The sequence below is a fragment of the Streptomyces sp. NPDC026500 genome (genome assembly GCF_055567635.1).
The window spans coordinates 67,126-87,834 of record NZ_JBVHQB010000010.1 but is presented as its reverse complement, the minus strand read 5'-3'; the positions used below and the strand labels follow the sequence as shown (position 1 = coordinate 87,834).

Genomic DNA, 20,709 nt, shown 5'->3' with positions numbered 1-20,709 from the left:
TGTGACAGGTCGTCGGACCGAGGTCCGTCCCGCGACGACCGGCCGCGGAAGAGGCGACGCGGTTGCGCGTCCGCTGTGAGCGCCGGTTCGGATTCATCGTGGTTCGGCCCGCTCAGGGGGCTGAGTTCGCGTCAGTTCGGCACGCGGACACCACGTTGCCGTGCGAGGGACGTGGTGCCGTCTCACACGGCTTCTCCCACATTGTCGTCGCCGTACGACTGGCTGTGGTCGGCCACGGCTCCTCCCGTGGGGGTCCAATTGATCCGGCCGTGCTGAAAACCGTTGTAACGGCTTTGCGGTGAACCGCTCTCGTCGGTGACCGGGTAGCCGAGGTAGCTGCGTTCCCACCCCATTCCCGCCCACAGGCCGCCGATGGCACCGTGCACCTCGTGGGCGCCCGTTGCCGGCGTCCAGTAGATGGAACCACCCTGGAAGTGGTTGTAGCGGCCGACGCCGTCAGGGCAGCCGGTCTCGTCCGTGACCGGGTAGCCCAGGAACCCTCCTGTCCCGCCGAGTCGGGCGTAGCTGAGCCGGATGTCGCCGTGGACCTCGTGCGCCCCGGTCTGGGGCGACCAGAAGATCGACCCGTTCTGGTAGTCACGCGACCGCCCGCGGCCGTCGGGTTCGGGCCCCTCGGCCGAGCCGGCACCGGCGTCGACAGGGGCGCCGATCCACTGAACCTGCGTCCACTTGTCATCTACAGCTGTCATGATTTCTTCCCTGGCTTTCCGCCATGGTTCTCGGGTGCGTTCTGTGGACCGGCAGTTCTCCGCCATGTCGGCGGAGACGTGAACGGTCGTACCGGCGACCCGCCTTGTACCGTGATTTCAGCACGGCGTCGCCAACTCCGATGACCGGCGATCGAGTCGCCTGCGCCCCACAATTCCGACGAACCACTTGTCGGCAAAGGGCTCGCTTCTCATTTGCCCGCGCTTAAAGTCTCGTCCCGAGCCCATGGGCCTGCAAATGGGGCCCTCCGGCAGCTTCGGGCCGTAATAGTCCCCCGATGGAAATCATTGTGGTGACCGTTCAACAGCTCAGGCTGCAATGGTCCGCCGAACCGTCCAGGACTTGCAGCGATCGGTCGGACCCGCTGGAATTGGTGAGAGAGGCTTACTCGGAGCCTGTGACACTCTCGGCCTGCACCGTCTGACCGCGATGCTCCGTCGGCCTTTGTACGCGACCTTCACGGAACGCGCTCAACGGGGCCCAGGTGAGCGAGGCGATCAAGGTGGTGTCCTCCCCTCCTCAATTGCGATTGCTCGGTCAATTCCGCCTGGAATGCGATGCCGAGCCCGTCGAACTGTGCCGCAACGGCCAGCGCCTACTGGCGTTCGTCGGACTGCGCAGATGTGTGTGCCGAACGATCCTCGCCGGGACGTTGTGGCCCGAGGTCACCGAAGATCACGCCAGGGGCAGCCTGCGCACCACCTTGTGGAAGCTGCCGCGTGGTGATCAGCCGCTGATCCGGTGCACCGGCGACTCGCTGGCGTGCGCCACCGCCCTACGTGTCGATGTGCACACCTTCGCCGAAACGGCGCTCGGCGTCGTACAGGGCTGCTGTCCGGCCCTCGACGCACGCCTCCCGCCGGGTCTGCTCAGAGATGAGGAACTGCTTCCCGGCTGGGACGAGGAGTGGGTGCGGATCGAGCGCGAGCGTCTGCGCCAATTGCGCCTGCACGCCCTCGACGCGCTGGCCGAAGCCCTCGTACGAGAAGGCGAGCCGGCCCTGGCCCTGGAGGCGGCGTGGGCGAGCGTGCGCTCGGAGCCGCTGCGCGAGAGCGCGCACCGCGCCGCCGTGTCGGCACATCTCGCGGAAGGCAATCTGCACGAGGCGGTTCGTCACTACCGTTCGTTCCGGCAGTTGCTGCACAAGGAATTGGGGGTCGAACCCTCCCCCCAGTTCACGGGAATGCTGACCCGCCACGGGGTCGCGGTCCGGGGCGGATGACGCGGGTGACGACGCCGGGGTGACGCCGGGGTGACAGCGCGTCCGTAGTTTTGACAGCGGAACTTCGAAGCGAACGGAGCACTCCCATGACTGCCACCGCGACCATCGACGAGATCGTGTGTCTGCGTCCGTCGACCTCGACGGACCTGCCCATCGCCGGAGTGATCGACAGCATTCTGCAGCCGGTCTACAACCTGCCGGGAGGCCCGCTCGTCCAGCAGCTGACCGGTAATCAGGACGTGGGCCAGATGATCCAGAGCGCCCTCGACGAGTCTCCTGACGACCTGTACGTGACGATCGAGCCCAACGCCGGGACGGATCACCGGGTGTGGCCCGACTCCGGCGACTCGACGTTCCCGGCCGGCGCCGGGGCGCAGATCCCCCTGGGGATCCAGCTCAGCGTGGAAGGTTCGCAGGACGTCTTCCTGTGGGACTTCGACGACGTCTCGGCCGACGACCTGCTGGGCTCCGTCACGATCAGTGAGGACGAGCAGGGAGGCGGCAGTCTCTCGAAACTCGCCCACTCCGAAGAAGAGCACTCGTACTTCTACGTTCAATATCACGTCGACTGAACGGCGACGCAACCGGAGGTCACCATGTCGTGGCGGGTGGCAAACAGCCTGGAAACCCTTCTGCGTCAGATCAATGCCCGCTTCCCGGAACGCAGCGCCCTCTCGGACGGCGCCATCGGCGACGCGGCCCACCAGACACGCGACAGTGATCACAACCCCTGGTACGGGCCGGGAATCGTCACTGCGCGCGACTTCACCCACGATCCGGCGCACGGCCTGGACATCCAACAGGTCGCGGACCAACTGCTGGACAGCCGCGATCCACGCATCAAGTACGTCATAGCCAACCGCCGGATCGCCACCCACACCGACTGGCAGTGGGGGCCCTACGACGGGCCCAACCCGCACGAGAAGCACTTCCACCTGTCGGTGGTGGCCGATCCCCTGTGCGACGACCCCCAGGACTGGACACTGCCCGTGCTGGGTGAGGCCCCGGACGACGGGGGCGGTGGCGGGGACACGAGTTTCGTCACCTGGGGCACAGGCGTCAATGTCCGGGCGGCTCCCCGCCTCGACGCCGTGGTCGTCGCCGTACTGCCCGGACCGACGTCCGTGGGGGTGCGGTGCCAGACGAGGGGCGAGACGGTCAGCACCGCGGGCCACGTCAACGACGCCTGGTCCTTCGTCCCCGCACTCGACGGATACGTGTCCAACATCTTCATCGACCACCCGGCCGCCTGGCTTCCGGGCGTCGGTGAATGCTGACCTGGAGGACGCATGGGACCGCCCCCGAAACGTCCCGCCGTCCATGGTCCGCGGACACCCGGGGAACGGCTCCCCACGCGTTCCGGCCGGAGACGGCCGCACAGGATCCGCCGAAGCCGATCGAGACGATCAGGGAGAAGTCCGGGGCGCCGAGGGCCCACCTGGTGGCCCACTCCATGGGCGGTCTGGTGTGCCGCTGTCCGATTCCGGCTCACGGTCACCCCCTGGGACTGACCGGACGAAAGGAAGCGAGCCGTCATGGTTGTTCTGTCCCATGTCCGCTTCGGTCAGACCAACGAGGACATCCGTGCCGTGCAGAAGGCCCTGATCTCCCGGGGCCGTGAGATCCCCGGCGGCCCCACCGGCTTCTTCGGCGAACAGACCAAGGCCGCCTATCGTGCCGAACAACTCGCCCAGGGGTTCACGGGCACGGACGCCGACGGCATCCCCGGATGCACCTCCCTGACCGCCCTGGGCCAACTCGCCGGCTTCAGCGTCGACTGCTCCGCAGCGGACACGGCCGTCAAGGGGCGGGTGCCGTCGCCCGTGCCCGGTCACAAGGTCACCTTCGAGTTCTTCGCGCCCGGCCCGTACGCCTGGAAGCCGGACGGCGTGGGCCGCCACACGGGCGAGGACTTCGCCGCCCAGACGGGAGTCCCCGTCGTCGCCGTGCGCAACGGCACCGTCGCCTGGTCGAACGGCGAGGGCGGGGCGTACGGCCAGTGGATCGGGCTGCACGCCGACAACGGCCATGTCTACACCTACTGCCACCTGTCCCAGCGCCAGGTGAAGGGCGGTCAGAAGATCACCGCCGGGCAGCAGCTCGGCAAGGTCGGCGGCACGGGCAACGTCACGGGACCACATCTGCACTTCGAGATGTCGAAGGGCTCCAGCTGGTCCTACGGCGATGTCGCCGAGCCCAACTGGTGAACCCGCGCAGGAGACACGTCATGCAGCAGCACCAGCCGCGAAGTGCGTGGCACCCGAAGGCCCGGCCCCGCGTCGGCGAACCGCACCTCCGGGTGACGCCGGCTCGATGCGCACCCGGCGACGACGAGCCAGGGCCCACGGCCGCGCACCCCTTCTTCGGCCTTCTCGCGGAGGGCAGACCACTGCCCTCCGGCCACTGACTGCGAGGTACGCCATGGGCGGCATTTTCGGACTCGACCTGGAACGGCTGGCCGACGACCAGCTCCCCACCACGGTGGACATCGACGCCCCTCTCCCCCCGGTGCTGCTGCGGGGCAGACTCCAGCGGCAGCAGTTCCACTCCTTCTCCGGCGTACTCAGCGCGGCCGTGCCCGCCACGACCGTGACCGCCTTCGGGCAGCTGGACCTGGCGGCGCCGGGAGGACCGGCGTTCATCGCGCTGATGGGCGCCACCTTCCCCGAGCCCGGTCTGCAACTCGGCCTGGGCTTCTCGCTCAGCGGAGTGGGCGGGATCGTGGGCATCAACAAGGCGGTCGACCGGGACGCACTGATCGCCGCCATCGCGGACGGCTCGGCCGGCGAGCTGCTCTTTCCACCCGACCCGGTACAGGCCGCGCAGCGGGTCGTCCCCCGGCTGCCGGCACTGTTCCCCACCGCGCCGGGGCGGATCGTCGTCGGGCCCATGTTCCAGGTCTCCTGGGGCGGCCGGATGGTCTCCCTGTCGACCGCGGTCATGGCCGAACTCCCCGATCCCGTACGGGTGTCGCTGCTCGGTGTCCTGCATGTGGCCGTGCCGGACCCGGCGGCGCCCCTGATCGATCTGAGGGCCACCTTCGCCGGGCAGTACGACAGTGCCGAGCCCAGCGCCTTCCTGATGGCGAGCCTCACCGGCTCGCACATGGCCGGAGTGCCGCTGGACGGCGACGTGCTGGTCCTCTCCCGCGGCGGTCCTGACGCGGCCTTCGTCCTCAGTGCGGGCGGTTTCCACCCCGCGTATCCGATCCCGCGCGGTGTGCCGGCGCTGCGACGGCTGTCCATGAACCTGGCGCCGGTTCCCTGGATCCAGCTGCGCTGCCAGGCGTACTTCGCGGTCACCAGCAACACCGTGCAGTTCGGGGCGCAGCTCTCGTTGGTCGCGGAAATCGCCGATTGCGGGCTGCGTGGGCAGTTCGGGCTCGATGTGCTGATCCACCTGGAGCCGAGTCTGTCGTTCACGGCCAACATGCGCGGCTCGCTGGCCGTCGAGGTGTTCGGGGAGTCGCTGCTGGGCGTGGCCTTCGACCTCACGCTGGAAGGGCCCGCACCCTGGCACGCGGTGGGACGGGGGAGCATCGATCTCTTCCTGTTCAGTGCGTCGTTCGACTTCGACCAGCGCTGGGGCAACCCGCCACCCGCCCTGCCGTCCCCGCCCGCGGACCTGGAGGCGCGGCTGCGGGACGCCTTCTCCCGCCCGGACACATGGAGCGCGGCCCCGCCGCCCGACCCGGGGCGATCCCCGGTGCTGCTCTCCCCGTCCGCCAACCGGCTGATCGGCGACGGCAGCCGGGTGCACCCGCACGGCAGCCTTGCCGCCCGGCAGCGAGTGCTGCCGTTCGGCGTGGACATCCAGTGTTTCGGCCGCTCGGCCGTCGAGCCCGCCGAGCGCTGGGAGGTGGCCTCGGCCGTCCTCGGCGGGGCGGACGCGAACGCGGGGACGACCGTTGACCAGTTCGCCCCCGGTCAGTTCTTCAAGCGCAGCGACGACGAGCTGCTCGGCTCTCCCGCGTTCGAGACCTACCGGTCGGGCGTGCGCCTCGTGGCCGACACCTCGGGACCGGCCGAGGGTGCGTTCGTCAGGGCCAGTCTCGACTGGGAGACCAGCATCGTCGACGACCCGGTCCCCGCCCTGCGGCCCGGGGGACTCCTCCGGTCCCTCCGCATCGCGGCGATCATGGACGCCGAGCAGGTCGCGATGGCGGCCGGCTCCGTCCGCCACCCGCACTGGTGGCCGGCCGTCACCGCGCCCGTGGGTGTGGCCGCCGAAACACCGCTGGTGGCCGCGAGCACCTGGGCGATGGCCCCGGCCGACGAGCCCGTCGCGGTGAACGCCACCCCCGCGGAGCTCCGCAGACACCTGGCCGGCGCGGCCGGAGTGCGCGCCGTCGAGGTGTGGGAGGTGTCGGGCTGATGGCCGAGGAATTGGAGTTCGCCCCGTTCATGCAGAGTTCCGTCGGCGCGGCGATCGACAGCGACGTACCGAACGGGCCGGCGGTTCTCACACCGCGCGTGTCCCTGGCCGGTCCGGGCCGCCGGGTGGACATGCCGACGCCGGGCGGTGCCCTGCGGATGCTCGGTCCCGAGGGCCTCATCGGCATCGACGCCCGGCACATCCTGCGGGTCGATCCGCCGCCTGGCCTCATGGACACCGAGCCCAATTACATGCCCTGCATCGAGTTCGATGTGCCCGAACTGCCGTGGTTGTTCACGCCCGCCCGTCCGGCAGGTGACCGGCTGCGGCCCTGGCTCGTGCTGACCGCGATCGAGACGGCCGGTCATCCGCTGCAGAGCGGCGGACCACTGCCCTTCGTCGACGTGGACGCGGCCACGCTGCCGCCGCTGGACCAGTCGTGGCAGTGGGCCCACGTCCAGCGGCCCGCCGGCCTGCCGGGACCGCTGACCTCACGGCTGCTGTGCCCCCTGCATCTGAGGGCGGACACCGCGTACACGGCGTGTGTCGTGCCCGCGTTCCAGGGTGGTGTGGCCGCCGGACTCGAGGGCGGTTTCACCGACATCGAGCAGCACGGTGACGCGTGGCGGCGCGACCAGGGCCTCGTGCGGCTGCCCGTCTACCACAGCTGGCAGTTCCGCACCGGTGACCCCGGTGACTTCGAGCAACTGGCCACCGCCGTCGTGCCGTTGTCCGACAGCGAACGCGCCGCGCTGGCGGGGCGGGCCGTCGACATCACCGAGCCGTGGCCACACGGCGCCCCGCTCGCCTGCGACGGCCCGCCCGGTACCCCGCAGACCATCACCGTGCAGGGCGTACTGAGCCTGGTGGACAGCCCCCCGGAACAGGCGGGCACCGCACTCGCCGACTTCGCGAAGCGCGTCAGCGGGCATATCGAGCAGGGCACGGGAGACACCGTCGCCCCGCCCCTGTACGGCGGCCACCCCGTCGTACGCGACAGGATCGAGGAGGGTGAGCGGGGCTGGCTGGCCGAGCTGAACCTCGACCCCGAGACGCGGATCGCGGCCTCGCTCGGGACCGGCTGGGTACGCGACAACCAGGAATGGCTCATGGCCAGGGCCTGGGACCAGGTGGGCACCGTCCGCGAGGCCAACCGGCTGCGGCGCCTGGCCGCCTTCTGTGCCGAGGTGTCCGCCTCCCTGCACCGGCGGACCGTGCAGAATCTGTCCCCGGCCGAGACCGTCGGGTTCGCGGGCCCTGTGAGCGAGCGCCTGCGCACGGACAGCGGACTGCCCCTGCAGACCGAAGTGGCGGTCAGTCCCGCGCCGGAGGCCTTGGTCACCCCCGCCCTGCAACGGCTGTTGCGGCGCCGCGGCCGGGTTGCCCGCCGGTCGGCACTCGACGGCGATTCCTTCGTACGGCGCACCCTCAACGGCGAGTTGCTGCCTCCACTGCCGGCCGCGATGGTGACGCGGCCCGAGGTGCCCGCGGCGGAGACCGGGGACACGCCCGACCTGACCACCAAGGTGGGCAGCGCGCTGCGCGCCGCCGGGAACGCGCAGGAGACCCGGGCGCTCAAGGTCCTGTCGGCGATGGCGCTCTCGGCCCGGACCAACGACTTCGGCGACCAGGCCGACACGATCGGCGCGATGCTGTCCGGTCCGGCCCTGGCCGCCCGGCCCGACGGCGGGCTCGGCGCCGACGAGATCAGCAGGTTCCGGACGCTGTCCGTTCCGCAGGGGGCACCGGCCATGGGCCGGCTGGCCTCTTCGTTCGCCGAGCACTGCGCGGACCAGGTCATGGCGATCCCCGAGCAGGATGTCGCCCTGTCGTCCCAGGCGACGATGAGCGACGATCCGGCCGCACACATCCTGGAGTTCGGCGTGCCCGTGGACGCGGACGGACTCGGGGGACGACTCACCCAGGCCCTCGACCCCGGACCGCTGCTGACAGCCCGCCTGGACAGCATCGTCACGATGGAGCCGGAGTCCCCGCTCGCCGTGCCCTCGTCGCCCTCCGATCCGGTGATGGCCTGTCCCGACTTCCCCGCGCCCATGGCCATGGCCCTGAAGGACACGGCGCCCGAGTGGTTCCTGCCGGGTTCCGCCCGGATACCCGACGACCGCGCCGTTCTGCTGCGGGCCAACGCGCCCTTCGTCGCCTCCTTCATGGTGGGCGTCAACGACGAGATGAACCGGGAGCTGCGCTGGCGCGAATACCCGACCGACCTGCGCGGCAGCCCCTTCACGCACTTCTGGCCGCGCCCGGACGGCGAGGCGGACATCCCTCCGGTCCACGACTGGCTGCCGGAACTGGGCCTGAAGGCACAGCTCACCTCGGATGCGGCTGCGGTCGATGTCCTGCTCATCCGGGGCCTGCTGGTACGCCGATACCCCAACATGATCGTCGCGGCCGTGCCCGCCCGGTCCGTGACAGAGAACGGTGATCTCGCGGAGAACACCTGGGTGCACCCGAAGATGGTCCTCTCTCTCGACGAACGGACCTGCGCGTACGCCTTCGTCCTGCCCGGCGACATCCACGACTGGTGGTTCGTCCTCGCCGAGAACAGCTATCGGATGCGCTTCGGTTTCGACACCACCGCCCGGCAGTACGAGCACTGGTCGGACCTCACCTGGCGGGTCGGTGAGGGGGACTTCGCCGACCTCGGATCGATGCCGGCCGTGCCGGACGAGGAACGCGACCATCCGCCGCAGGTGTGGAACGCGGCGACGATCGCCATGGTGTCGCTGCAACGGCCTTTCCGGGTCGTCACGTCCGCCCGCAAACTGATCGGAGACCCGCAGTGAGCGTCAACAGGGAACTGGCCAAGGCCCACCGAGCGGTCAGCGACGCCCGGGTCGCTCTGGACTGGTCGCGCGCCGGACTCGCCGCCTACGACAAGCGGATCCAGTCCGGCGAGACCGGACTGGACGCCGAACACCTCTCCCAAGGCCAGCAGACGACCGCCGACGAGACCGCCTACCAGTCGGCCCGCGAGGCGTACAGCGAACAGGCCCAGGAGGAGCCGGAACTCTGGCCGCACGAGAGCGCCTCCGACCCGCTGCTCCTCCTTCCCCTGCGCCTGGAGACGGTCTACCGCAACGCCGGGGAGGACGCACTGGAACTGTGGATCCGCGCCTACCCCGACGAGATCCACGTCGACTCCCACGAACCGGCTCTCACCCCCGCGGAACGCGTCGCGGCCGAGGCCTACTGGCGCGAGGTCTGGGCCGCGGGCCCCCACCAGCAACGCCGCAAGGCCGCCTGGACCCAGCTCGTCACCACGATCGGACCCGGACGCGCGGCGTGGGCAGTGCAGGTGCTCCGGCCCGGAGCGCAGCAACCGCCGGCCACGGAGACCCCGCCCGGCGCCGCCGCGCCGTCTCCGGAGCCCTGGTCGGTGCAGCCGTCGCAACGTGACAGCGCCTGGACCCGGCCGTCACACAGCACGGTCCTCCCCGACAGACTGGTGTTCTCCGGCTACGAGACCGTCGGCGACGGGCAGATCGGCCTGGTCTGGCGTCAGGAGGGCGCGCCGATCCCCGAGGTACTGGACGTGGGCCCCGGCCCGGACAACCCGGTTCCGCCGTCCTGGCTCTCCGACTTCGAGGAGGCGGTTCGGGTGGGGATGGGCGTCAAGGTCCCCGTCGAAGGCGGCATGCGCCGCGACTTCTGCCTGGTCACCGTCACCGGGGTGCGCGGCGGGACCTCTGAGGAGACCGCGGGGCTGATCGGTTCCCTGCTGAACGTGCACCGCTGCACCAGCGGCCTGGCCGTGCTGCCCAACGGCACGCCGACCAACAACACCGAGGCGACCAGGTCGGCCTGGCGCACCCGCATGCCGCCTCCGAGCCCGGAGGAGGCCGACGCGCAGCGCGCCGCCTTCGTCGCGGGCAGCGCGCAGGCCGCCGCCCGCGCCGCCGTGGCCCTCGGCCCTGCCGCCGGACGGGTGCTCGCCGAGACCACCGAAGGCCTCGCCGACGACGACCACGACCTGCTGCTCCAACTCCACGCGGCCATCGGCGCCATGGCCGCCTCGTCCACCAACTGGAGCAACTACGACGCCGACTCCCAGGCCGATCTGACCTTCCTCATCTCGCACTTCGCCGCGCACGTGCGCGCCCGGGGTCCGCTGCCCACGCTGCGCGTCGGCCGGCAGCCGTACGGCATCCTGCCCGTCACCTCGCTCGACCTGTGGCACGGCACTGAGGTCGACCTGCGGATCCTCGACCACATCCAGGGCTTCCGCACCTTCGCCGAGTCCCAGGGATGGCGCTGCCCGAGCGTCGGCAACGGCGGCGACGCCGACGAGGTCATCAACGACATACTGCACCGGCTTCCCGCGTCGCGCCGACTGCGGTTCGTCCAGCAGGAGCCGGTCGACCCGCCGTTCCAGCCGGCCCCCGACACCCCGACCGGCAGCATTCCCTACAAGAGCGGCTTCGCCTGGCAGCAGCCGCCCGACCCGGAGGCGCTTCCGCTGCCCCTGGAGTTCGCCGTCACCACAGAGACCACGCCGGAACTCCAGAAGGTGCTGGACGCCCGACCGCTGCGCACGCTCTGCGACGCGTTCCAGGACTATGCCCACGCCTCATCGCTGCAGCAAGAGGTCCCCGCGGACGTCATCCAGCGGATACAGGACCTGGCGCCCGCCTTCGAAGGCGTGGGCACCGGCCGGGTCGGCCTCTGGTACCACCTCGCCGTGATCGTCATCCGCAACTACATCGAGCGGCTGCGCGTGCGCCTCCAGGACGGCGGCGCGGTGGACGCCGTAGTCGCCCTGACGGACGGCAAGGTCACGGCCCAGCCGGACACGGTCCCGCAGTTCCTCGACTGGGCGACCCTGGCCTTCAGGCAGCTCGCCGCGGCGGAAGACCTGGCCGGACCGGACCTGCCGCGCCTGGAGCGGCTGCTGTGCGAGGTGCTGGACACCCAGGCACATCGCCTTGACGCGTGGATGACGTCCGTGGCCACCGCCCGGCTGGCCCGGCTGCGCGCCGACCGTCCCGACGGCACCCACCTGGGCGCCTATGGCTGGGTCACCGACCTGCAACCGCGGAACTGGGGGCAGGAGTCCGTACCGACCGATCCCGAGGACGCCGTTCAGGACGCGGAAGCCGGACAGAACGCGGATCCGCCGGGCGATGAACAGCCGCCGGGCGACCAGCCCCCGGGCGGCGAGGAAGCACACGACGACAACGCGTCCCCGGAGGACGGTCGGCCGCAGCGTGACGGGCAGCCCGGAAAGCACAACGACGGCTATCTGCTGGCGCCCTCCATGCACCACGCCACGACCGCCGCCGTCCTGCGCTCCGGCTGGCTCAGCCACACCGACCAGCAGGCCTTCGACGTCGACCTGCGCGCGAGCCGGGTGCGCCGCGCCCTCTCCCTGGTGGAGGGAATCCGGTCCGGTCAGTCCCTCGGCGCGCTGCTCGGCTACCGCCTCGAACGCGGCCTCCACGACGCCCGGCTGGACCAGCTGATCTCCGTCTTCCGTACCGGCTACCCCAACGCGCACGTCGTGGATCCCGGGGCGCCGCACAGCGAGGAGGCCCGTACCGCGATGGCCGCCCGCGACGTCGTCGACGGCCAGGCACTGCTCGCGGACTGGACCGCCCACGGCGGACAACTGCAGGACCTGGACTCCCTCACCGCCCAACTGGCCGGCGGACAGAGTTCCTTGCTGGAGCAGGCGAATCCACTGGTGGCCGATCTGGAGAACGCCGTGGACGCGGTCGGCGACCTGCTCCTCGCCGAGAGCGTCCACCATCTCGTCGCGGGCAACCCCACGCGGGCCGGTGCTGCCGCCGACGGCATCGCGCGCGGCGACAACCTTCCGCAGGACTTCGAGGTCGTCCGCACCCCGCAGTCCGTCGTGGCCCTCACCGTCCGGCTGGGGCTGCTCGCGCCCGCCACCGGGACGGGCGGCTGGCACACGGACCGGCCGCTGGCCGCGCTCGAACCGGCTCTTGAACGCTGGTGTGAACACCGCCTGGGCGACGCCTCCGGCTGGAGCTTCGGCTTCGACGGCCCGGCCGCCCCGACCGTGGTCGGCCTCTCCGACCTGGGGCTGTGTGCCTTGGACGTGATCCTCGGCGCCGGACCCGTCGACGACCGCACCGGCGGTGCCGGCGCCACTCATGCCGGGACCGACGGACCTCTGACGCGACGGCTGCTGCGGAAGGCTCCGGCCGGCGCGTCCCTCTCCGACTCGGGCGCGGCCCGCCTCACCGAACTGCGGCTGCTGTGCCGGGGAGTGGCCGGCGCGCTGAGCACCGGACGTCCGCTGCTCGTCACCGATCTGGATGCCGAGGCGGGTGACGACTGGGCCACCGCCGACCTGCCCGAGCTGGCAACGAGGGTCACCGCCTGGCATGGGGCAGTCGCGTCCGCCCTCGCCGAACTGCGCGAGGACGTCACGTCCCTGCCGGCCACGGTGAACGAGGTCGTGAGGGTCCTGGAGACACTTGCCGACCACGGGCTGCCCAACGCGTTGCCTTCGGCCTCGGCGTCCGACGACGAGCTCACCGAGGTGCTGCGCGCCCACTCCGGCGCGCTTCTCGACCGCTTCGAGGGCAAACCGTTGCCCGATCCGCCTGGACCCCCGCCGACGGATCCGTCCGCCGTGCTGGAGTGGGTGACCGCGCTCCGTACGGTGGTCTCCTCGGTGCTGGGCCGATCCCTGCCCGTGCTGCCGACGCTACGGCTGGCCGGCACCTCCGCCGCCGCGGCCCTCGGCGGACCACCGCCGCAGGGAGCCGACGAGGAGACGGTGGCCGACTGGCTGCTGGAGATGGAACGGGTCCGACCCGATACCCGGACCTTCGGTGACGCGCTGACGGCCGCCGAAGTGCTGGCGGGCACCGCGCCCTGTGGCACGACTGTGGCGCAACTGCCCACCGGGCAGCCGTGGATCGCCCGCGGTCCTGCCCCCGTACCGTCCCGCACGCGCCCCGCACCGCACCACTGCGCGGTGCTGCGCACCGACGGCGCCGTCGATCCGGAGCGGGCCGTCGGCCTGGTGGTGGACGCCTGGGCCGAGAACGTGCCCGAGCCCCCCAGGGTGGGAGGCGACGGCGCGCAGCGCGGCCAGGAGGCGCGGGAGGAACTGGGCGGGCTCGCCTTCCATTACGACCAGCCGGACGCCAGGGCCCCGCAGGCGCTGTTGCTGGCGCTGCCGCCGGATCGCGGACGCGGCTGGCGTATGGAGGACATCCATGCCGTGGTCGAGGAGACCTTCGCCCTGACCCGGATCAGAGGCATGGACCTGACCGACTTCACCGAACTGCGCGGGCTGCTGCCGGTGCAGTGGACGATGCCACCACACGGATCGGGGTTGCTATGACCATGTTCCGTTACGAGCCCGTGCCGCGTGACACCGGCATGGAGGAGGCGCTCGCGGCCCGTACCGCCGATGCCCTGTGGTTCCTGGCCAGACAGTACGCGCTCGGGGAGTTCCGGGGCGACGACGCCGCATCACCGGTCTCGGTCTCGCTCGCCCGGGAGACCCACCGGCTGGACGGCTGGCGTAGCGGCACGGACGCCGACGGCGCCGCATGGCTGCCGTACGACCCGGCGACGATGGTGCTCGAGGAATTGGTCGAGGGTGAGCCGGGAAACGGGCCGGACGCCCGGCTGACGCTGTCCGGGGCCGTGCAGTGGCAGCGCGCGCTGACGGCCGCCGGGCTCACCGTCCTGCTGCCGGCGTTCGCCCGGGTCTGCCCGTTCGCCGCCGACGGGCCGCTGGCTCCGGCCGGTCTGTCCGCCGCGGTGCGCGACCGGCTGCCCGACCCGGTCGCCCTCGCCCCCTGGCTGATCCGGCTCGCCGAGCGGGACGAAACGGCCGCGAAGGAGTTCGACGCCCCGGACACCGCCCGTGAGGCCCTGGCCGGCGCCGCGGCGACCTGGCTCGCCTGGTGGCACGCCCGCGTACCGGCCGACGCACCGGCCGGGCCACCGGGGCCACCGCAGGCGTGGAACACCCGCCGCATGGAGTACGCCTTCGAGGTCCGCGCGTCCAGCCTCCCGGGGCTGGAGCTGCACGCCGAGGAATACCGCGGCGGCCGCCTCGACTGGTGGGCCCTCGACGCCCCGGTCGCGGCACTGCCGGTCTCGGAAGCCGCGGTGACCCGGGACCAGCGCAGGATCGTCCCGACGCCCGCGGTGTACGGCGGTATGCCCGTCTCCCGGTTCTGGGAGATGGAGGACGCCCGCATCGACTTCGGGGCGGTCGACGCCACTCCGGCCGACCTGGGCCGGTTGATGCTCGTCGCCTTCGCCACGGTCTACAACAGCGACTGGTTCTGCGTACCGCTGCCCCTGCCCGTCGGTTCCCTGAGCCGGATCGTCGACTGCACCGTCGCCGACGTCTTCGGCGGCGAGACCACCCTGCGCCACGCCACGGCCGACGACTTCATCGTCTGGAGCCTCTACGGTCTGGGCGGCCCCGGCGGCAGTGCCGGCATCCCGCCCGCCGCCGGAATGAGCCAGCCGCCCTCGCCGTGGTTCTACCGGCCGGCCGCATTGCCCGGCGGAATGGAGAGCCCCCCGGTCGAATCGGTGCTGCTCCTCCGTGACGAACAGGCGAACCTGGCCTGGGCCGTGGAGGAGTCCGTGGCCGACCGTGCCGACGAACGGGTCGACCGCTATGACCGTTGGGTGGCCGCCGCACCTCCCCCGACGCCGCCCCCGGCCGACGGCAACCCCCGGTACCGGGTGGTCACCGAGGTCCCCTCCCACTGGTATCCGCTGGTGCCGCAGGTCCTCGCCGACCAGGAGTCGATCCGCTTCCGCCTGGTCGGCCTGGCCCGCGGCGAGGGCGGCGCGCAGCCCGCCCTGGGGCGGCTGCTCGGCGAGACGGACTGGCTGTACGAGGAGGAAGTGCCCCGTTCCGGCATCCGGGTCGAGCGCGCCCGCCAGTACACCCGGTGGCAGGACGGCATGCCGCACGCCTGGACCGCCCGCAGGAGGGGCAGTGGCACGGGCGGCGGATCGAGCGGGCTGCGCTTCGACGTGCTGGAGGAGGGCTGAGACGTATGGCGTATGGGAGGAGGGCCGAGATGTACCGGCCGAGATGTACCTCGAGATGTACCGGACCGAGATGTACCGGAGGAAGGCTGACCTGATCGTGCGTCATATCGTGCGTCACGGTGGTGTTCCCGGCCGGGCCTCACGGGTCGCAGCGAGCCCCGTGGCCGGACTGATACCCGCCGGACTGATACCCGTGAGATGCCCGGTACTAATACCCGTGAGGTGCCCGGTGCGGATCGGCCTGTTGGACCCGCGCCGCGAAGCTGGAACCGGAACGATTCACGTGATACCGGTCGCGGACGTAGTTGATCGTGGCGCACATGTCCGCGACCACGTCGTACGGCGTGGTCGCGGTGCCCGACTGGTGGTACGCGGCGAAAGTCGAGGGAACGCACTGGGTGGCGCCGCGGGAGCAGCCCTGCGGGTGGCCGTCGGCCGCCTTCGGGCCTCGCGCGTTGACGTCCGTCAGATTGACCCGGAACTTCGGGTGGTTGCAGGCGGACTCGCGCTGGGCAATGGTGACCAGTGCCGGAACACCGAACTGCTCGTCCATTCCGGTCAGTTCGCACGCCTCATGCGCGTAGCCCCGCATGGCGGCCTCTCCGGACCGGTCGTCGGGGTCGCGGTAGGTGACCTGACCGAGGCCGAGCCGTCCGCCGTCCGTGGCGGGCGCGGCGCCGGTGCAGTCGACAGTGAACCCGGCGTGCCGGCCGAGCGCGGTGAGAGAGGTACAGCCCGGGATGCCGTCCGCGTCCGTGCCCGTGAACCCCTGGGCCAGTTGTTCGGCACGGTAGGCGGCCTTGGTCTGTTCCCCGAAGAATCCCGTGGGGCCACCCGGGATGTCGTGCCCCTGGGCGATGAGAGCCTTCTGCACGGTGCGTACGGCTTCGTTGCTCGCGCCGAAGCGAATGTCGGACAGAGCGACCATGACGACTCACTTCCTTTCGAGGCGTCAGGCCCAAGGGTCACGGTGAGCCGGATCCGCGCGCCCCCGGGGGACCGGGGGCGCGCGGTTCGCCGTGCTTCACGACTCGTCGAAGACGAGGTCCTCGGGCGGCTGCGTCATCCGTACGGTCTGGCCGTTGGTGATCTCGACGACGTGGTGCAGGCCCGCGTAGCGCTTGCCGGTGGACAAGACGGTGAAGTGGTCCTGCACCCCGGCCAGATAGGCGGGGAAGCACGCCATGGAGGGGTTGTCGAGCTGGAAGTAGTCGACGAGACGCCGGAACAGCTTGGGAAGGATGACGACATCGTCGGTGATCGAGGACAGCGCCATGATCTTTGCCCCGGTTGTCGTCGTGTCGCTCGGCCACAGACCTTGGCCCGGCGCCGTCCGCGCCTGCTGGGTGACGGCAGTCAACTCCGCACGCAGGCTGGGGAACAGGCCGCGGTAGAAGGTGGGATAGACCAGGCCTGCGGTGAGCAGGTGATGGTTCGCCGTCGTCCTGAGCATGGTGACGTCGACGTCGACGTCCGTACCGCTGGTACCGCCGGAGGCACCACGCCCCGCGAGGGCGACACACCTGCCATGGATGTCGGCGCCGCTGGTCAAAATGAAGCCAGGGACGGTGTCGGGTGTCGCGGCGGTCACGGCCTCGTCCGACCCTTGCTGCACGTTCGTGAACCCCAGCCAACTCAGCAGTTCGTCTCGTGCGGCATGGGCGAACTGCAGAGGCTGGTGAACGCGATTCGCACCGTAATGGGTCTCCAGCGCGTCGATCGCGTCCAGTCGCAGCGTCGCGCGTCCCAGCGCATCGTGCTTGACCGTGCGGCCCCCGCTGCCCACGAGACCCCAGTCGTTCGGGTCGGCGGGCGTGAAGTGGATGGTGTCCCCATCCGGCTGGGTTCCCTTGATCTGGAATGACCCGTTGACGAGCAGCATCGTCATGACAGCTCCCGACGACGTGAACGGATGACAGGAGAGGCGGAATATCGGATATCTCCACGCTATTCCCTGGCCGGGTGGCATGCAATTGCGGGAGATATCCCGTCAATATGGTTGAAGCGTCTCCGAACTGATGGTGCGTCCGACAACTCGCGGATGGCGCTCTGGTGTCACCCGCCGCCGGCCGACTCAGGTGGCGGGATTCCGCCGGCGGAGTGAACATGAAAGAGGTGTGAGCGGCTTCGCCGCACGTCACGACCCCCACGACCTCGGATGAGGCGTTCTCATGTCATTCCACACCGGTCGTCCTGAAGCCCTGAACCTCTGGGAAGAGCTGCGGAATCATCCCGGCGGCGACCACGGTGGTCACGGCGACGACGACGGTGGCGGCTTCGGTGGTCACGGTGGCGACTTGGGTGGACACGGTGGCGGCTTCGGTGGACATCCCCAGTTCGGCGGATGGCACCGGAACGGCCCGGACCCCGACCGGCATGACTGCCCCGACAGACCACCGCACGACGGTCCGCAGAGCGAGGATGTCTCCGAGGGTCCGTTCCGGGTCGTGCGGCCGGCAGACATGCTCGTCGTCGACATCGGCCTGGTCAATCTGCGATTCGACGGCCACCGTCTGGTGCGGCGGGATCCGGGCGCTCCGGCGTTCGTTCTCGCCGGGCTGCCGCCGCAACATGTGCTGGAAGCGGCTCCGGCGTCGCTGAGCACCGTATCCGGATCGGTGAAGGCGGTCACCGCCGGCTCGACCCAACTGGCCTTCTCGGTCCCGGGCGATGTGGACGGCCTGGACCTTTCCCTGTCCGCGCTGCTCGACTGGTCGCGGCTCGTGCCGCTGACGGTGCCGGTGGGCATGCACAGTCCGGACACGCCAGGGTCGGCGGTCTTTCAGGGCGTCCCCAGGAGCGTCATCGAATTCCCGGCCCGGCTGCTGATCACGTACGACGAACCAGTGAACTGGCTGGCGACGCCCGAACCCCAACAGGCGGACGGACGCCTTGCGTTGTGGCATGCGCGGCTGCACGGCGGGCAGGACGGCGAGGTGCTGCTCCGGGCCTTCGCGACGGCCGGCGACGGGGGCACGCCACCTGCGGACAGTCCGCTCGACGCCGGGAGTCTTCAGGACCTCGTCACCCTCACCAGCCGGGCCGAACTCATCGTCCCCGGCAGTGGCGTTCCCATCGACGTCCCGAGCGCGCCGTTGCGCTCGGAACAGTTCATCGTCACCCCGTTGGGCACCTCGGCCCACCTGCACGGCGCCTGGGAAGTGGCCCCGGATTCCGACAAGTCCGCGTACGAACTGGCAGGCCGGCCATTTCCGACCCTGAGGGTGTACGACCACATCACGGGTCTGGGACGTGATCAGTACGTCCGTGTCGTCCATCACGGCCATCTCAGCACGGGCCATGAAGCCTTGCACATGACGGAGTTCAAGCGCGTCTTTGTGGCGCGCCCGAACGACGGCATCGTCGCCTATCTCCAGCGGGAGGATCACGTCATCCCCAAGCAGCCGGAGATGCAGTACGGCGCGGCCGGGTTCACCTTCGGGGGGCGCGAAATGCCCTTCCGCACGCTGCGCATCACCGACCGTGCCACCCCGTTGATTCAACCGCCCGCCGATTCCTCCTCCTTCTGGGTGAAGCTCGAAAGCTCCGGCGACGACCACGAATTCACCGTCATCGGCACGGACTGCGAAGGCCGGAAAGTCAGCTTCACCATGCCGTTGGTGTTCGTGCCCGACGGAGTGGATCCGATGCTGGAAGCCCGGTACGCGGAGAAGCCGCAGAGCTCGGACCCGGCCAAGGATCGCGTGAAACGGTCGATGGGCGGTCAGTTGATGGCCCTGGCACAGCCACCCGCCGATGCACCCGGCAGTACCTGCCATGCGGTCGGCACCCTGACCTTCGGGCTCGGGACCATCGGCAGCAAGCCGGAAGAGGACCGGCTCGTGGTCGGCCTCCCCCACATGACCGCCGCTACCGTTCGTGTCCCCGCCGTCGAGCAGTTCACCCCCGACACCGGGGATCTCGAGGTCAAGTTCAACGCCACCTATCTCAAGCAGACCATGGAGAAGCATCCGGCGGGCGCCTACCTGGACCTTCAATCGCCGATCGGCCTCGCGCTCGGGGCGGAGAAGGCCGGCGGGGTCGCGAGTCCCAAGACCGCCCTCAAACTGATCACGGCCCAGGCCGGCGTCGTCCCCGACGTCTTCAAGGCCGACGCCACAGGTGCCATCGTCGACGCACTTCCGTCGGTCGACATGGTGAAGGCGTTCGACGGAGCCAAGCTGCTCGGCCTCATCGACCTCGGCCGGATCCTCAAAACACTGGTCAAGGACGACGTCACCGCTGTCACGAACTACACCGACGACCAGATCCGGGCGGTCCTGAACGCCGCGGACGGCATACTGCCGGTGCCCGTGATGCGTATCCGCGACCTGGCGGACGGACAGGGCAAGGAACTGCGTTATGTGTGGAAGACCCGGCTGGCGAACCCGGATGCCCCGCCGGAGAAGGGCGAACTGCCGGATGTCATCGACGCAAAGGGTGCCACGCTGACCCTGGACGCCCACACCGTCCGCTCGAAGGACGCCGCCGACCAGGTCACCGTGGACGGCAGGCTGAGCAACTTCGCGCTGGAATTCGCCGATTGCGCCCGCGTGGAGATCGCCGAGCTGAGGTTCAGGACCGGCTCGGGAAGAAAGCCCGAGGTGACGGCAAGCGGTGTGGAGCTGAAGTTCGAAGGTGCTCTGGAGTTCATCAACACCCTCCGCAGTGCCCTGCCCGCCGATGTCTTCGGGGCGGGCGCGTATGTCGACGTCCAGCCAAGCGCCGTCACCGCGGGCTACAAGTTCACACTCCCGGCCATCGGAATCGGCGTCTTCACCCTGTCGAACCTCGCGCTCGCGGCCGAGCTGAAGATCCCGTTCGACGACGGGACCGGCGTCACGTTCCGCTTCTCGGTCTCCGAGCGAGAGCACCCCTTCATCGTCACCGTGTCCCTGTTCGGCGGCGGTGGCTACTTCTCCCTGCTGGTCGACGCCGCCAGAGGGGTGCAGCAACTCGAGGGAGCCCTGGAGTTCGGCGGCGCCGCGGCGCTCGATCTCGGTGTCGCGAGCGGCGGGGTCTCGGTGATGGCGGGCATCCGCTTCTCACTCTCGGACACCGGCGCCTCGCTGGCCGGCTACCTGCGGTGCAACGGCTTTCTGTCCGTGCTGGGCATCGTCACGGTGTCCGTCGAGTTCTATCTGCAACTCAGCTACGACAAAAGGAAGGACATCCACCAGTCGGTGATCACCGGCAGGGGCACCCTCACGGTCAGCGTACGGATCGCGTTCTTCAGCAAGTCCGTCAAGCTCAGCCTCGAACGCAGCTTCTCGGGCGCGCCGGGTGACCCGTCCTTCGCCGACTGCGTGCTGGAACCGCACTGGCGGGAGTACTGCGAGGCGTACGCTCCTTGA

Annotated in this window: 13 protein-coding genes; 9 read left to right on the top strand and 4 right to left on the bottom strand. The window is 70.3% G+C overall.

Annotation, left to right across the window (positions count from 1 at the left end; all coding sequences use genetic code 11):
* Window positions 1–182 precede the first annotated feature (182 nt).
* Window positions 183–710: an LGFP repeat-containing protein gene (locus ACZ4N5_RS19790; RefSeq protein WP_467758354.1), complete on the bottom strand. Its 528-nt coding sequence runs from the start codon at window positions 708–710 to the stop codon at window positions 183–185.
* A 503-nt stretch (window positions 711–1,213) separates the two neighbouring features.
* Between ACZ4N5_RS19790 and ACZ4N5_RS19785 the strand changes: the two genes are divergently transcribed.
* The 8 genes from ACZ4N5_RS19785 (at window position 1,214) to ACZ4N5_RS19750 (ending at window position 15,355) form a co-directional block, all read left to right on the top strand.
* Complete coding sequence (locus tag ACZ4N5_RS19785) at window positions 1,214–1,951, top strand: AfsR/SARP family transcriptional regulator (RefSeq protein ID WP_467758353.1); 738 nt, start codon at window positions 1,214–1,216, stop codon at window positions 1,949–1,951.
* 86 nt (window positions 1,952–2,037) lie between these two features.
* Window positions 2,038–2,523, top strand: a complete 486-nt coding sequence (locus ACZ4N5_RS19780; RefSeq protein WP_467758352.1) for a hypothetical protein — start codon at window positions 2,038–2,040, stop codon at window positions 2,521–2,523.
* A gap of 36 nt (window positions 2,524–2,559) precedes the next feature.
* Window positions 2,560–3,228 carry an SH3 domain-containing protein gene (locus ACZ4N5_RS19775; protein WP_467758351.1) on the top strand — a complete coding sequence of 223 codons (669 nt, stop codon included), beginning with the start codon at window positions 2,560–2,562 and terminating at the stop codon, window positions 3,226–3,228.
* Window positions 3,229–3,486: 258 nt separating this feature from the next.
* Window positions 3,487–4,158: a peptidoglycan DD-metalloendopeptidase family protein gene (locus ACZ4N5_RS19770; RefSeq protein ID WP_467758350.1), complete on the top strand. Its 672-nt coding sequence runs from the start codon at window positions 3,487–3,489 to the stop codon at window positions 4,156–4,158.
* Between the two features lie 214 nt (window positions 4,159–4,372).
* Entirely contained in the window at window positions 4,373–6,325 is a 1,953-nt protein-coding gene (locus tag ACZ4N5_RS19765) for a DUF6603 domain-containing protein (RefSeq protein ID WP_467758349.1), read from the top strand.
* The gene (locus tag ACZ4N5_RS19760) at window positions 6,325–9,132 is read left to right on the top strand and encodes a hypothetical protein (protein WP_467758348.1); all 2,808 of its coding nucleotides are present in this window, start codon (window positions 6,325–6,327) and stop codon (window positions 9,130–9,132) included. Before ACZ4N5_RS19765 ends, ACZ4N5_RS19760 begins: the two co-directional genes overlap by 1 nt.
* Window positions 9,129–13,670 (top strand): hypothetical protein, encoded by a 4,542-nt coding sequence (locus tag ACZ4N5_RS19755; protein WP_467758347.1) that lies wholly within the window; start codon window positions 9,129–9,131, stop codon window positions 13,668–13,670. Before ACZ4N5_RS19760 ends, ACZ4N5_RS19755 begins: the two co-directional genes overlap by 4 nt.
* Window positions 13,667–15,355 carry a hypothetical protein gene (locus ACZ4N5_RS19750; protein ID WP_467758346.1) on the top strand — a complete coding sequence of 563 codons (1,689 nt, stop codon included), beginning with the start codon at window positions 13,667–13,669 and terminating at the stop codon, window positions 15,353–15,355. The genes ACZ4N5_RS19755 and ACZ4N5_RS19750 overlap by 4 nt, the downstream gene beginning before the upstream one ends.
* Before the next feature lie 208 nt (window positions 15,356–15,563).
* Here ACZ4N5_RS19750 and ACZ4N5_RS19745 read toward each other — a convergent pair whose 3' ends face one another.
* The 3 genes from ACZ4N5_RS19745 to ACZ4N5_RS19735 all read right to left on the bottom strand — a co-directional run bounded on the left by ACZ4N5_RS19745 (window position 15,564) and on the right by ACZ4N5_RS19735 (window position 17,685).
* Entirely contained in the window at window positions 15,564–16,283 is a 720-nt protein-coding gene (locus tag ACZ4N5_RS19745; protein WP_467758345.1) for a peptidoglycan-binding protein, read from the bottom strand.
* 96 nt (window positions 16,284–16,379) lie between these two features.
* On the bottom strand, window positions 16,380–17,243 hold the full coding sequence (locus ACZ4N5_RS19740; RefSeq protein ID WP_467758344.1) for a nuclease: 864 nt from the start codon (window positions 17,241–17,243) through the stop codon (window positions 16,380–16,382).
* 286 nt (window positions 17,244–17,529) lie between these two features.
* Entirely contained in the window at window positions 17,530–17,685 is a 156-nt protein-coding gene (locus tag ACZ4N5_RS19735; RefSeq protein ID WP_467758343.1) for a hypothetical protein, read from the bottom strand.
* A 117-nt stretch (window positions 17,686–17,802) separates the two neighbouring features.
* Here ACZ4N5_RS19735 and ACZ4N5_RS19730 point away from each other — a divergent pair, with 117 nt between their 5' ends.
* Complete coding sequence (locus tag ACZ4N5_RS19730) at window positions 17,803–20,709, top strand: hypothetical protein (protein ID WP_467758342.1); 2,907 nt, start codon at window positions 17,803–17,805, stop codon at window positions 20,707–20,709.